Here is a 12,242-nt window from a genome sequence, read left to right on the forward strand (position 1 = left end):
TTAGGTCAAGGGCGCCAATAGGGCAGAGCACAAAGCCGTTGATGTGATGTGCGCGTGCCTGTTCGGCGTCGCGAGTGTTCGATGACCGCCGCCGGGGCCAGCACATGCGACGGCTTGGCCCGGTGGCGGTCATGACGATGCTCCAGACGTGTGCGTCCGTGATGGCGCGGCCTGCCGCCGTTTTGAGGCCCCGCCAGTTGGCTTAGGAGGCAGGTTCTAGGAGCAGGTGAGTGACCATACGAACCGCTGCGTGCAGAGAAGTGGTCTTGTATGGCGGCTCTGCCCGTGTCCCAGCGATCCCTGGCTCCGCCGGTAGCTGCAAACGGCACGACGGGAATGCCGAGCTGGTCGGCCAACTCGATTTCATAGGCCGTTCGAGCGTCACCGGCAAAAACGATGGCGATATCGGAGGAACCGAGGACGCTCAGACGCGCTTCGTCGAGACTCCCAGGAAGGCACTCGGTCCGTCCGAGGTAGCGGTGAATGGGCTGGCGCCTGCGAGAGCCGGTGCGGCGAACGAGGGTGTAGCGCTCGGGCGTGTAGGTGTTCATCTTCCTGGGCTCGGCCGCCATGGCGTAACCGGTCAGGAGTCCAGCCTTGGATGCCATCGACAAAAGGTTGACGGGTACGGGCTGGTGCCAGAGCAGTACCCAACCTGGTTGCATAGGGATCCAGGGAAGAGCCGCTGTAGTAGCCAGCGAGGAACACGTTGGCGGTAGCTGCGCTGCGGGTGAACGGCTCGGCGGTCGGAATCTTCCTGCACTCGGCACAAACTGGCTGCCCGCGAGGACCCGATGCACCGGCAGGTACTGCGTGATCGACGGGCCGACCACCATCGAGCCCGAGGGCGGATTAGTCGTGTTTTCGCTACGGGAGCTGCCCGAGGAGCTGAAAACCATTGGCAGTCTGTTAGTTTTGGATGCTACGTGCGGCGGATGTCGAATCCGGGACAGTGGCGGCCCCGCATGGTAACCGTGGACGAGGCGCGGCTGCTCCTGCGCGAGCAGGCAGGAGCACAATTCCTGTTCCGGGCAGCCAAGTCGTTCCGCAAGCATTGGGCCGGGCTCACCATCGCGATGCAGGATTGCGCTGATGTGCTGTCGACGGAGCTGGGCGCGCGATCGTGTCCAACGCCGCGACCCGAATCCTGCTACGGCAGGCACCTCAGGTCATCGACGAGGTCGCCACCGCCTTCCAACTCTCCGACTGCGAGAAACAGTTCATACTCTGCGCCGCACGGGGATCGGGGTTGCTCGCGGTCACCGGCACCGATCGGGCGGTGTTCGGGTCTCTTTCCTCGTCCGCCGAAATGCGCTCGTCACTACCAATCCCGGCGGTCTCGCCGATAACGACGGCGACACCGACATTGAAATCGACGCTGCTGCACCGTGCCCCCCGCTCACCGACCCCCACGATCCCGAGACAGCCACGGCCCCTCGCGGCAAACGCGACACCGATCCTGATGTGCAGGAGGAGGTGATGCTCGAGAACCGCGCAGCCTGAACGATTCGACTCTGCCCGCCCAACGAGTATATGTCCGCCGCGTCACCGCACCGGACAACCCCGACCGCCGTCCACCCGATGGTGGCCGGTGATACGGCTGGGACGTAACCCGCCCTGAATAGGCCGCTGCCGCGATAGCAGTGGGGGTCGGCCCGGACCGACGCCGGCTCGGTCGGCAAGGCCTTAGACCCGTTGGAGGAGAGGGTAGTTGACGACTGTGCAGATACGGAGCGTTCGTGGACCTCGGATGTCCGGGCGATCCGGCCACCAGGCATAGCCCCAACAAAGACACACACCCCCATTGCTGGTGGGGATACCGCACCGCGCGCTCCCCAAATCTTGGAATAAACCAACAGACAGGACTTTCGATATGGACCCGGATCGTTACTTGTACTGGAACCGACCGCCTGGTGCGCAACCGAGGAGGTTGCCGCGCTGCTGAAGGTGGATGCCTCCAGCCTCCGCCGCTGGCGCACCGGCCAGGCGGCGCAAGGGCCGCCGTTCGTAGCCATCTCCGATCGTGTGATCCGCTACAGCGGTGCCGACGTGATGGAGTACCTGTCGAGCGGGCGCATCGATCCGAGGGCGGCGTGATGAGCGACCGCATCGATGCCATTCCGCTCGGGGTCGCAGTCCGAGGCTATATCGAGGTCCGAGGCAAAGTCGGGATGGTTCGGACTCGGGTCCGCTGGACGATCCAGTGGCCAAGGCCCGGGACTCGAGGTCGAAGACGTTCGAATCCCAGGAGGAAGCCGAGAACTGGATTTCGGGGATCGAGCAGGCGGCCCGGCGCGGTTTAGATCCCAAGACCGCGACTGCGACGCTGGCCGAGTACGGGAATGCGCACTGGGATACCGCGATGCGAGGCGTGGAGCCGAAGACGCTCGATCCGGATCGGGCAGGCTGGCGGCGTCGGGTGGTGCCGACACTGGCTCATCTGCCGGTCACCATGATCACAACGGGTTTGGCCGATCGGGCGGTGACGGGCTGGATCGCGGACGGCTGCGGAGAGTCCACGATCAAGAACACCTTGGCAGCACTGGCGCGGGTCCTGGATCAAGCCGTGCACGACGAAGTGATCGATCGCAACCGGGTCGACGTGAGCGGGTGGCGTCGGCAGCTGGCGCGGCGCGAGGACGAGCTCGACGATCCGCGCGCGTTGGCGTTGCCGGATTGGGCCACGCTCGAGCAGTTGATGACGGCGCTCACGGAAGCATCGTCCGGCCATTTCGCGGCTGGGGCGATGTGGTGATGTTCGCGGCCTGCACGGCGACTCGGATCGGGGAGGTTTCGGGTTGCCGGGTCCGGGATACAGACACCGAGCAGTGGGTGTGGACGTTGCGGCGGCAGACGACGCCGGGGCCGGGTGGATTGCAAGACAAGGGCACGAAGGGCAAGCGGTCGCGTCCGATTCCGTTGATCGAGGAGAATCGTCCGCTGATCCTCAGGCGGATCAACGAGGCGCGCGCCCGCGTTGAACGTGGCCAGGAGGAGGCGAGCGAGAAGCAGCGGCGAGAGGCGCTGTTGGATGCTCGGCTGTTCGTCGGGCCACGGGGAGGTCGCATCCAGACGGGAGTGCTGCGGGATGCGACCCATTGGGACGAGGTTGTGACGAAGCTCGGATATGAGCATCTGCGGCGTCACGATCTCCGGCACCGGGCTGACATGGTTCGCGGATGCCGGGGTTCCGCTGCATCGGCTTCAGCGGATCGCCGGGCACGCTGATCCCAGGATCACGCAGCGGTACCTACACCCGGATATCGCGGCATTGCAGGAGGACGGCAATCAGCTGTCGCGGCACCTGCGGGCAAGTCTGGCCCAGATTGGCCCCAACTCTGCGGGCGGTACCGTAGGAAAAAATCCCCTCCGATGCAGGTCGGAGAGGATTTCTCTATGTCGGGCTGACAGGATTTGAACCTGCGACCACTTGACCCCCAGTCAAGTGCGCTACCAAACTGCGCCACAGCCCGTTGCGCCCGTGCTCGGGCGCTCCAAGAGATTACAACAGGGTGTGCTCGTCCAGCGAATCGCCTGGTCAGAGGGGGTGGGGTGGGGGTCGCGCGGTCCTGCCGGCGCGCTCGGACGAACGGGCAGCGCGGAATGGGGCCCGGGGGAGCGATCGGGCGACGGGCCGCTCTCGACGGTTCCCAGGAAGCGCACCGACCGATGCTCGGCAACCCCTTGACCTGAAGTAAACTTCAGCTTCTACCGTCGGGCCATGACTACCACATCGCAATCCCACGACCACACCCGAACCGACTCTCCGTTGCGGCAGGTGCTGCCGGATTTGTGGGAGACGCCCGCGTTCGTCGTCCCGGGCGGCCCGCGCACCCACGCCTACCTCTGGACGCCGCCGTCCGGGGGCAACATTCTCTTCTACTCGCCGGGGGACGAAGGCCCGTTCGAGGGGTTGGCGGCGCTGGGCGGGGTGGAGCGGCAGTATCTGAGTCATCAGGACGAGGCCGGGCCGATGCTGCGGGCGGTGGCGGATCGGTTCGGTAGCCGATTGCACGCGCCCGCGTTGGAGGCCGGACAGATCGGGCGGTTCGCGATCGACGTGCCGCTATCGCGACGGGGTACCGATGACGCGGGGGTGGAGGTGATTCCGACGCCGGGGCACTCGCCGGGGAGCACCTGTTATCTGGTGCGTGGCGCGGACGACCTGACCTACCTGTTCACCGGTGACACCCTGCTGCGCTACGCCGACGGTGTGTGGCGGGCCGGGTATGTGCCCGGGTACAGCGACAAGGCGGGGCTGCGGGGCGCGCTGGACGTGCTGGCCACGGTGCGTCCGGACGTGGTGATCTCGAGTGCCTTCGTGGAAGGCGCGGAGGGGTTCCATCGGATCGCACCGGGGACGTGGTCGGCCTGCCTGGACGAGGCGCGCGCCGAGCTGGGGTGAGGGGCGGGGCTCACGCGACCACGGCGAGCAGTGTGGTCGCCGCGTCGGTGAGCTCGCGGTCCCCGGCGGGTTCGGTGCGTTCGCGCGCCTCGTCGACGGTGATTCCGCGGGTGGCCAACCGCCACAGCGTGTCCTGGTCCATGCGCACGGTAGCGGCGTAACGGTCGTGGTCGGCGGCGGTCAGCTCCCAGCCGGTGCCGTCGGAGACGACGGACCACTCGCCGCCCGCCGGGCCGGTGATCGCGAATTTCAGCGCGGTCTCGGCCGGGCGGGTGTGCTCGCGCAGGGCGAAGGGGAGTGCGTGCAGGAAGGTGACGAGGACCGGGCGCATCAGTTCCACCTTGTCGGGGCCGGGGCGGGCGACCGCGTCGCGGATCTGCTGCTGGTGCACCCAGTATTCGGTGTAGTCCCGGGCGATGTCGAGCCACGCCGGACTGGTGCGGGCACCGGTCCACGACACGGCCAGGTCGGCCGGGGCGTCCGGATCCACTGCGGCCCAGACACGATCGAGTTCCGGACCCAGGTGCGCGAGCAGGTCGATCATCACGCGCGGACTGCATTGGCGCATCGCGCGGACGAACTCGTCGTTGACCCGCGCGAGGTACTCGGGCAGGGTTTCGTCGTCGCGGAACACCGCGCCGCTGTGCCGGTCGCGGCTGCCGGAGATGCGTCGCAGGTGGTCGTTGAGGAGGTGCGCGGTGACGTCGGCGACGGTCCAGCCGGGGCAGATAGTCGGTCGTGTCCAGTCGGCGGGCTCGAGCGCGCGCAGCAGGTCCAGCAGGGATCGGTGCAGCAGCGGGAACAGGGGCCGGGTATCGAGCGGGATCATCGCGCCAGTCAAGCGGGCAGGCCGCGCGGTGGCCAGTGGTTTTCGTGGCTGTCGGTCAGGCGTCGGGGATGCGGACGGCGATCTCGCCGCCGAGGGTGTATCCGTCGGACAGGCGCAGATGGTCGCCGCTCCAGAAGCGGCCGGGGTCGTACCAGTCGACGTCGCGGTTGTCCGGCAGCAGGCCCATCGACTGGTAGGTGGCGGCGACGATTTCGGCGCAGTAGGCGTTCTCCATCCGGCGCGTGGCGCGCTGGCGGTCGCGGGGCAGGCGGGCGCGGCCGCGCAGCCACTTGCCGGCGAGTCGCGCCGTGGAGGGGAAGGGAGTGCCGTCGAGGCGGGCGATGGCGCGCAGCACGCCGTCCTCGCGGTCGCGGGTGACCGGCGGGTGGAGTTGGCGCAGCCACGCCCGCTGGCCGTAGCGGTGCGCCCAGACCAGCACGGCGTCGCGCAGGTTGTGCAGCTGGGCGCCGCGGTGGGTGGTGCCGGTCCACATGTCGGGCAGGGAGTGGCCGAGTTCGGCGTGCCACATCAGGGCGGGCAGGTCGTCGAGGACCACGGCCATGCCGACATGGTTGACCGGGCTGTTCGTCGTCATCCGGATCACGCGGTCGGCGGTGGACCGCCCGCGGAACAACCAGATGTCGCCCGTCCTGGTGATCTCGACTGCCCGGTCCAGATCGATCCCCGCACCCGCCATGCCCGCTAGCCTAGGCGGTGTGCGGTGGTGGAAGGCAATAGGTTTGGCGGGGGCGGCCGGTGTGGTGGCCACCGGTCTCCTGGTGGTGCGCGGTGAGCGACGGCGGCGGGCCTATACGCCGGATCAGGTGCGCGAGCAGTTGCACGTGCGGTACGCGCAGGTGGTGGCGGCCGAAGCGGCCGAGACGACGCCCGCTCCCGCGGTGCCGGGTCCGCGCGCCTGGGTGGGGCGGTGGATGGCGCGCGGGCGCCGCCTCGCGGAACGAATCGCGAAGCGGCGCGGGAAGTAACGCGCCGTCCGGCGCGCTCAGCCCTGCCGCACGGCGGCCGTCGCGATGCGGGCGCCCACCAGCATTCCGGTGATCACCACAGCGCCCGCCACCGCGATCAGCCGGTTGACGTCGACCGCGGGCCGCCACGACACCCTCCCGTCCCGGATGACGTAGGCGCCCGCGGGTTTGGCGTTCAACCCGAAGCCGCCGCCCGACCCCTCCTCGCCGTCCTTCACGCCCGCGCCGGCACCGCCGCCGCCGGAGACGACCGCCGCCGCGATCACGATGGTGCCGTCGCGCTCGACGGGCTCGGCGTAGACGCGCCGCACGGTCATGGTGTCTTTCGCCGCCGCGAGGATGTCCTCGACCTTCATTGCGGTCCTCCGTTCCTGGGTGGGCCACAATTGTGCGGCCGCGGCGCTATTCTCGCTCGAATCGCGCGCGCACCGCGTCCATCCGGGCGCGCAGTTCCGCCGGGCTGATGACGCCGCGCTCCATCAGGGTGTGGGCGGTGACGACGGCGGAGCGGGCGTGCACGGGGAAGTCGCGGTAGATGGTCTCGCCGAGGGCGTCCTCGGCGCGGCGGCGCGCCAGATTGTCCAAAGTGCCGCGCCAGGACAGGCATTCGCAGGTGGCCTGCATGCTCGACTCCCACGGGTCGGGCGTGCGGTCGAGGTCGGGGAGTCGGGCCTCGCGGGTGGCGTCGGCGGGGAGGGTGGCGAGCAGGATCTCGTAGGGGGTCACGGGCGGGCCTCCCGTCGCATCGCGTCCTCGGCGCGGTCCGGTGGTTTCTGCGCGGTCCAGTCGACCTGGGGCAGGGCGACGCCGATCATGGTGTCGCGGGTGACGATGGCGGCCAGCTGCTCCTCGGTCCAGCCCTCGGTGCCCGCGGGACGCATCGGCAGCACCATGAACCGGGACTTCTGATTCGAGTCGTGCACCCGGACCTCGACCTCGGGCGGGAAGTGCAGGCCGAATTCGGCCAGCACCTCGCGCGGCCAGCGCACCAGCCGCCTGCGGTAGTTCGGGGTGCGGTACCAGTCGGGGGACATCCCGAGCACCGGGCGGGGATAGCAGGAGCACAGCGTGCAGACGATGACGTTGTGCACCTCGGGGGTGTTCTCCAGGACGTAGAAGTAGGTGTAGTCGCTGGGTGTGCCGGAACCGGTGGGGTCGCGCCAGTCGATACCGATCTCCTTGCACGTCTCGGTGCCGTCGGCGAGCAGGCGCGCCTTGAAGTCGGGGTCGAGCCAGGCTCGGGCCACCAGGGTGGAACCGCCGTGCGGGCCGACAGCCTGCGCCCATTCCGAGAACCGTCGATGGTCCTCCTGGGAGAACAGGCCCTTCTCGATCGCCAGTTCCCGGATCGCGGTCTCGAGCACCTCGAATTCGCTGATCTCCGTGCCGGTTTGGATGGGGGCGTGCGCGTCGTGGTCGTGGTCGTGGCTCACTGCGGGTCGTCCTCCTCTGCGGGTTCCAGCCAGTGTTCGGAGACCTCGGTCTCCAGGGTGTCGGCGTCGTGGCCGGTGTAGTTCGGCCACAGCTCGCGTTGCCGGAACCGGACGACGTAGAACGGTTCGACGCGGCCGTCGTCGCGGCCCCACGCCTCGTCCTCGGGGATGATCCACTCCGGCCGGTATTCGACGACCACGCCGGTGCGGCCGCGGGTGTAGGCCTGGGTGCGGGTGTGGAACAGCGAGGTGGCGCGGCGGACGGTGACGCGGTCGCCGATGCGGAAGCGGCGGGTCATCGGCGCGCCGCCGATCGGGCGCGGACCTCGTCGATCTTCGCCGACAGCTCGTCGGGGGTGATCAGGCCCTTACCGACCAGCACGCGCGCGGCGACCGTCGCCCAGCGCGCGTAGTAGGGCAGGCCGAAGTAGAGGGTGGCGCCGAGGTCGTTCTCGGCGCGCCTGCGTTCCTCGGAGTTCCACACACCGCGCCAGCCGAGACATTCGCAGGTGACGTAGGTGTTCATCTCCCACGGCTCCTCCTCCTTCTCCCGATAGGGCACCGGGAGGTCGGGCTGGCCGCCGACGTCGTGCGGCACGTGCCGCAGCGCGGCGTAGAGCTCGTTGGAGATCTCGTACGGGGAGTCGAGGGTCCGGTGCAGCACCGGGGCGATGTCGGCGACACCGTCCGGTGCCGGCTCGGGGGGACGCGATGTGCTCATGGTGGCTCCAACGGTGGGCGGGCCTGCTGGTGCACTCGAACAACCGGGGGAGTGACCCCCGTCACATACTCGCTCCGGTCACAGTACACGGGTCGGTGCTCGTCCGAGCGGTTTCCGCCCGGCTGCCCTCAGTTGTTCGCGCGCTGGATGGACCGGCGCACCAGCGCGCGGATGCCGGGCAGCTGGATCGCACGCAGCGCGAGCTCCCCGGCCATCACATGGGCTCTGGTGGGTGGGGCGAAGCGGCTCACCCCGCGGCGGGCCAGCGCTTGGCGTTTGTGGATCTCCGGGCCCAACTCGGTCTCCCACGCGGCCAGCGCGGTGGGGATGTCGCCGTGCCGCGACAGCGCGGCGCCGAGCCGGTCCGCGCCGTCGATGGCGAGGGCGGCGCCGTAGCCCGCGAAAACCGTGACGCACCAGGCGGAATCGCCGACCAGGACGACGCGGCCGCGGTGCAGGCCGTCCAGGGTCACCTGGGTGGCCGCGTCGAAGTAGGCGGTGGCGGTCACCTGGGCGAGCGCCTGCGCGGTCGCGCCGCCCAGATCGCCGAAGGCGGCGGTCAACGCCCGCTCCGGACCGCGGGCGTACTCGGCGGCGGTGTCGTCGCACCGATAGGTGAAGAAGGTGGCCGACCGGTGCGGGCCGAGGTTCATCACCGCGGCCGTGCGGCGGGGTCCGATGTAGGTCGTGCCCGCGCCCTCGGGAATCCCGGCGGGCGGCTCGGGCAGGGAGAAGGCGGCGACCATGTGCCGCAGGTCGCGCAGGTGTCCCGGGTCGTCGCCGAACACCAGCGCGCGGGTGCGCGAGCGTACTCCGTCGGCGCCGACGAGGAGGTCCGCCCGGATGCGGGTGCCGTCGCTCAGCGCCACGTCGACGCCCGCGGTGTCCTGCGTGACGGCGTGCGGCACGGTCGCGAACCGGATCTCGACGGTGTCGGCGACGGCCTCGTACAGCACGGTTTCGAGGTCGCCGCGGAAGATCGTCAAGGCGCGGGTGCCGACGGCGGCCTGCGCGACCTCGCTGGGCACCGTGAACTTCTCACGCCCGTCCGCGTCGACCAGGATCGAGCGGAAGAAGCCGATGTCGCGGGCGGCGAGTGCGGGGATCAGGCCGAGCCGCTCCACCGCGTCGTAGCCGGGGCCGTGCAGGTTCACCAGGTAGCCGCTGCTGCGGCGAGCCGGGGCGCGCTCGACGACGAGCACGTCCCAGCCGTCCCGGTGCAGGCGCAGGGCGGTGGCGAGTCCGGCGATGCCCGCCCCGATCACGATCACCCGCCTCTGCCGGGCGTCGCGGTGGGTGGTCGGGTGGTGGTCGGTCATGGGTGGCCCCGTTCGTCTCGTTGCGATTGCGCCCGGTCGAGCGCTGCGTCAACCTATAGTTGACGCGGGAGGTGTCGTCAACCTAGGGTTGACGTTATGGGCGCACCGGTCAGGACGCGAAGACGTCCAGCGACGCCGGGATGTTCGGCTTGTCCGTCCGCAGTGTCAGCTGGACCCGGCCCGGGCCGGTGGGGAGGAGCGTGATCGCCGGGGAGGCAGGCGCTGCCCGGCCGGTACGAACCGGGCTCACCGAACCCGTGGCGCCGGTGTCGAGATTGCGCCAGTCGGCCACCACGGTGACGTCGCAGGCCGGCAGCTGCGGGCCCCATTCGCCGATCGGCGAAAAACCTTGCGGCACACGCAGAACGACCGCATGCTTGGCGCCGAGCACCCCGCACCCACTCTCACCCTGGCCACGGCGCCCGGTGAACCTCGTTCGGTGTCATCCGAACATTTCCGCCGCGAAGCACGGTGCAGGCGCGGCGGGAAGCCCGGAGAGTTCGGGTCTGTCGGTCGGGGACGGCGCGGTCGAGACTGTCCGTGCAAGCGCCAGACCCCGACCGGACGGAGTGTGTCGAATGACAATGTCCCGGACTTTCGCAACTGTCGCGGTGGCGGCGGTGATCGCATCCACCGCCGGATTCGCCCCCGCCGTCGCTGCCCCGCCGGCCGTCGCGGTGGCCGACACCGGCTCGGCGGCCGGTTCGAGCGAATACGCCCGCGGCCTGGTCGAATTGGTGGTCTGCCTGTTCAAGGGCGAACTCGTCGGTTCACGCGCACCGCTGTGCTGAGCACCAACCCGGGAAAGGAAACCCGTTGTCCAAGTTGATCACCGCCGTTGCCGTGGCCGCCGCCCTGCTCGCCGCGCCCGCAGCCGCCTCCGCCGCCCCGGCGGACGCGCCCACCGGTTCGGCCTCCTCCGGTTCGTCGGACCTGCTGATCTACGTGATCCGCTGCCTGCCCATCGGGCCCCTGGTGGCCCTGAGCAGCGGGATGCCCGACGACGGCATCGTCGACCCCGACCCCTGCGCGGTGTGACGGACACGCCCCACCGTTGAGCGGGTCCCGCCGCCGAACCGACGATGCCCCGGCCACAACCGGCCTGGGCATCGTCGGTTTTCCGTTTCCGGCGCTGGTGGCCGGGTAGTCGGAGCCCACGTCCGGGCGGCAGCTCCGGCCGCGGAACCACGAGGGCGAGGAGCGGGGTATGGGTGAGGGGCCGACGACCTCCGATCGGACGACCACGCCGCACCTCGGCGGGGGTGACCGATGAAGGTGGTCGTGGTCGGCGCGAGCGGGAACATCGGCAGCGCGCTCGTGCGGGCTCTGCTCGCGGCGGGCGAGGAGGTGGTCGGCCTGTGTCGTCGACCGCCCGGGCCGGGAACCTTCGACGCCGTCCGGTGGGTGCGCTGCGACCTCGCCGATCCCGCCGCGGTGGACACCCTGCGCGCGACGTTCGCCGATGCCGACGCCGTGGTCCACCTCGCGTGGGCGATCCACCCGCGCGTCGGGGAGCCACCGATGATGCGCACGAACCTCACCGGCACCGACCGGGTGCTCGCCGCGGTCGCCGACCGCGGCGTCCCGCATCTGGTGTGCGCGTCCTCGGCGGCCGCTTATCGGCCTGCGCCGCGCTGGGAGCGGGTGGACGAGCGGTGGCCGGTGGGTGGGGTGCCCGGCAGTGCCTACAGCGTCGGCAAGGCGGTGCTGGAGCGGCAGCTGGACCGGTTCGTCGCCGCGCACCCCGACATCCGGGTGGTCCGGTTCCGGCCGTGCGCGGTGGTGCAGGGCGCGGCGGGGGCGGAGATCGCCGACTGGGCGGTGAGCCGGTGGCTGCCGCGCACGGTGATCGGCCGTCGCCTGCTGCCGGTGCCCGCCTGGCCCGGACTGCGGTTGCAGTTCGTGCACGCCGAGGACGTCGCCGCCGCCATCCACCTCGCGCTGCGCGGGCAGGCCGCGGGCGCCTACAACCTCGCCGCCGAACCGGTCCTGCGGGCCGCCGCGCTGAGCAGGCAGCTCGGCGGCTTCCGTGTCCCGGTCCCGCGCGCGGTCCTCACCGCGGCCGCCTGGCCCGCGTGGCGGCTGGGTCTGCAACCCCTGCACCCGGGATGGCTGCGGCTGGCCGACCGCGCGCCGCTGCTCGACACCACCGCCGCCCGCCACGATCTCGGCTGGCGGCCCCGCCACGACGGCGTCGCGGTCTGCGCCGAACTCGTCGACGCCCTGGCGAGCAAACGCTGCGGACCGACTCCGGTGCTGTCACCGGGCCGGCCGCCGGTGCGGATCGCCCGGCCGACCCACCAGAGCCAGAGCCCGCGGAAAGCCCTGTCCGGCAGCGCTTTCTGAGACATTCCCGGATGTTCGCGCCGGCCGCCGCCTGCCGGGACGGGCTATCGCCGACAGCTGAGGTGTGGCCCGGGCGATCATCCCGGCACCGGTAAAAACCCCGTTACCAACGTTTCGGTCCGGTTCCGGGCCTTGATCGATTGTGGACCGATGGTATACAACTGGTACACGTCCTGTTCGTGATCCGGTTCACAGCCGGGTCG

The 12,242-nt window shown here is 70.1% G+C and carries 19 protein-coding genes and 1 tRNA gene; 8 read left to right on the forward strand and 12 right to left on the reverse strand.

Features of this window, described 5'->3' with window-relative positions; genetic code table 11:
* Nucleotides 1-5 precede the first annotated feature (5 nt).
* Nucleotides 6-608: a hypothetical protein gene (locus CRM89_RS30310; protein WP_127516056.1), complete on the reverse strand. Its 603-nt coding sequence runs from the start codon at nt 606-608 to the stop codon at nt 6-8.
* Nucleotides 609-1,164: 556 nt separating this feature from the next.
* The gene (locus CRM89_RS30315) at nt 1,165-1,413 is read right to left on the reverse strand and encodes a hypothetical protein (protein WP_127516058.1); all 249 of its coding nucleotides are present in this window, start codon (nt 1,411-1,413) and stop codon (nt 1,165-1,167) included.
* A gap of 483 nt (nt 1,414-1,896) precedes the next feature.
* Between CRM89_RS30315 and CRM89_RS03445 the strand changes: the two genes are divergently transcribed.
* From CRM89_RS03445 to CRM89_RS31545, 3 genes are all read left to right on the forward strand, one after another.
* Complete coding sequence (locus CRM89_RS03445) at nt 1,897-2,097, forward strand: AlpA family transcriptional regulator (protein ID WP_098083206.1); 201 nt, start codon at nt 1,897-1,899, stop codon at nt 2,095-2,097.
* Between the two features lie 106 nt (nt 2,098-2,203).
* The gene (locus tag CRM89_RS31540) at nt 2,204-2,755 is read left to right on the forward strand and encodes a hypothetical protein (RefSeq protein WP_228821700.1); all 552 of its coding nucleotides are present in this window, start codon (nt 2,204-2,206) and stop codon (nt 2,753-2,755) included.
* Entirely contained in the window at nt 2,755-3,228 is a 474-nt protein-coding gene (locus CRM89_RS31545) for a tyrosine-type recombinase/integrase (protein ID WP_228821724.1), read from the forward strand. Before CRM89_RS31540 ends, CRM89_RS31545 begins: the two co-directional genes overlap by 1 nt.
* Before the next feature lie 171 nt (nt 3,229-3,399).
* On the opposite strand, the gene CRM89_RS03455 is transcribed toward CRM89_RS31545, so the two are convergent.
* A tRNA-Pro gene (locus tag CRM89_RS03455) sits at nt 3,400-3,473 on the reverse strand.
* Nucleotides 3,474-3,769: 296 nt separating this feature from the next.
* Here CRM89_RS03455 and CRM89_RS03460 point away from each other — a divergent pair.
* A complete protein-coding gene (locus CRM89_RS03460) occupies nt 3,770-4,405 on the forward strand; it encodes an MBL fold metallo-hydrolase (RefSeq protein WP_098083207.1) in 636 nt (211 codons plus the stop codon).
* Between the two features lie 10 nt (nt 4,406-4,415).
* Here CRM89_RS03460 and CRM89_RS03465 read toward each other — a convergent pair whose 3' ends face one another.
* Together CRM89_RS03465 and CRM89_RS03470 are read right to left on the reverse strand one after the other, a co-directional pair.
* The gene (locus CRM89_RS03465; RefSeq protein ID WP_098083208.1) at nt 4,416-5,234 is read right to left on the reverse strand and encodes a maleylpyruvate isomerase N-terminal domain-containing protein; all 819 of its coding nucleotides are present in this window, start codon (nt 5,232-5,234) and stop codon (nt 4,416-4,418) included.
* Between the two features lie 55 nt (nt 5,235-5,289).
* Nucleotides 5,290-5,931 (reverse strand): hypothetical protein, encoded by a 642-nt coding sequence (locus CRM89_RS03470; protein WP_098083209.1) that lies wholly within the window; start codon nt 5,929-5,931, stop codon nt 5,290-5,292.
* On the opposite strand from CRM89_RS03470, the gene CRM89_RS03475 reads away from it, so the two are divergent.
* Nucleotides 5,930-6,220, forward strand: coding sequence for a hypothetical protein (locus CRM89_RS03475; RefSeq protein WP_098083210.1), 291 nt, complete (start codon nt 5,930-5,932; stop codon nt 6,218-6,220). The genes CRM89_RS03470 and CRM89_RS03475 overlap by 2 nt on opposite strands.
* Nucleotides 6,221-6,237: 17 nt before the next feature.
* Here CRM89_RS03475 and CRM89_RS03480 read toward each other — a convergent pair whose 3' ends face one another.
* The 7 genes from CRM89_RS03480 to CRM89_RS03510 all read right to left on the reverse strand — a co-directional run bounded on the left by CRM89_RS03480 (nt 6,238) and on the right by CRM89_RS03510 (nt 10,084).
* A complete protein-coding gene (locus tag CRM89_RS03480) occupies nt 6,238-6,576 on the reverse strand; it encodes a sporulation protein (RefSeq protein ID WP_011208604.1) in 339 nt (112 codons plus the stop codon).
* 46 nt (nt 6,577-6,622) lie between these two features.
* Complete coding sequence (locus CRM89_RS03485) at nt 6,623-6,946, reverse strand: hypothetical protein (protein ID WP_011208605.1); 324 nt, start codon at nt 6,944-6,946, stop codon at nt 6,623-6,625.
* On the reverse strand, nt 6,943-7,653 hold the full coding sequence (gene scnC, locus CRM89_RS03490) for a thiocyanate hydrolase subunit gamma (protein WP_011208606.1): 711 nt from the start codon (nt 7,651-7,653) through the stop codon (nt 6,943-6,945). Before scnC ends, CRM89_RS03485 begins: the two co-directional genes overlap by 4 nt.
* Nucleotides 7,650-7,952, reverse strand: coding sequence for an SH3-like domain-containing protein (locus tag CRM89_RS03495; RefSeq protein ID WP_011208607.1), 303 nt, complete (start codon nt 7,950-7,952; stop codon nt 7,650-7,652). The genes scnC and CRM89_RS03495 overlap by 4 nt, the downstream gene beginning before the upstream one ends.
* Nucleotides 7,949-8,374, reverse strand: coding sequence for an SH3-like domain-containing protein (locus CRM89_RS03500; protein ID WP_060592171.1), 426 nt, complete (start codon nt 8,372-8,374; stop codon nt 7,949-7,951). Before CRM89_RS03500 ends, CRM89_RS03495 begins: the two co-directional genes overlap by 4 nt.
* 128 nt (nt 8,375-8,502) lie before the next feature.
* Nucleotides 8,503-9,693, reverse strand: coding sequence for an FAD-dependent oxidoreductase (locus CRM89_RS03505; protein WP_098083211.1), 1,191 nt, complete (start codon nt 9,691-9,693; stop codon nt 8,503-8,505).
* 109 nt (nt 9,694-9,802) lie between these two features.
* The gene (locus CRM89_RS03510) at nt 9,803-10,084 is read right to left on the reverse strand and encodes a hypothetical protein (RefSeq protein ID WP_098083212.1); all 282 of its coding nucleotides are present in this window, start codon (nt 10,082-10,084) and stop codon (nt 9,803-9,805) included.
* A gap of 229 nt (nt 10,085-10,313) precedes the next feature.
* On the opposite strand from CRM89_RS03510, the gene CRM89_RS30720 reads away from it, so the two are divergent.
* The 3 genes from CRM89_RS30720 to CRM89_RS03525 all read left to right on the forward strand — a co-directional run bounded on the left by CRM89_RS30720 (nt 10,314) and on the right by CRM89_RS03525 (nt 12,039).
* On the forward strand, nt 10,314-10,484 hold the full coding sequence (locus tag CRM89_RS30720; RefSeq protein WP_157838372.1) for a hypothetical protein: 171 nt from the start codon (nt 10,314-10,316) through the stop codon (nt 10,482-10,484).
* Between the two features lie 25 nt (nt 10,485-10,509).
* Nucleotides 10,510-10,731 carry a hypothetical protein gene (locus CRM89_RS03520; RefSeq protein WP_011208612.1) on the forward strand — a complete coding sequence of 74 codons (222 nt, stop codon included), beginning with the start codon at nt 10,510-10,512 and terminating at the stop codon, nt 10,729-10,731.
* A 231-nt stretch (nt 10,732-10,962) separates the two neighbouring features.
* A complete protein-coding gene (locus tag CRM89_RS03525) occupies nt 10,963-12,039 on the forward strand; it encodes an NAD-dependent epimerase/dehydratase family protein (protein ID WP_098083213.1) in 1,077 nt (358 codons plus the stop codon).
* Nucleotides 12,040-12,242: the final 203 nt, after the last annotated feature.

This window comes from Nocardia sp. FDAARGOS_372 (genome assembly GCF_002554515.1).
GTDB classification, from domain to species: domain Bacteria; phylum Actinomycetota; class Actinomycetes; order Mycobacteriales; family Mycobacteriaceae; genus Nocardia; species Nocardia farcinica.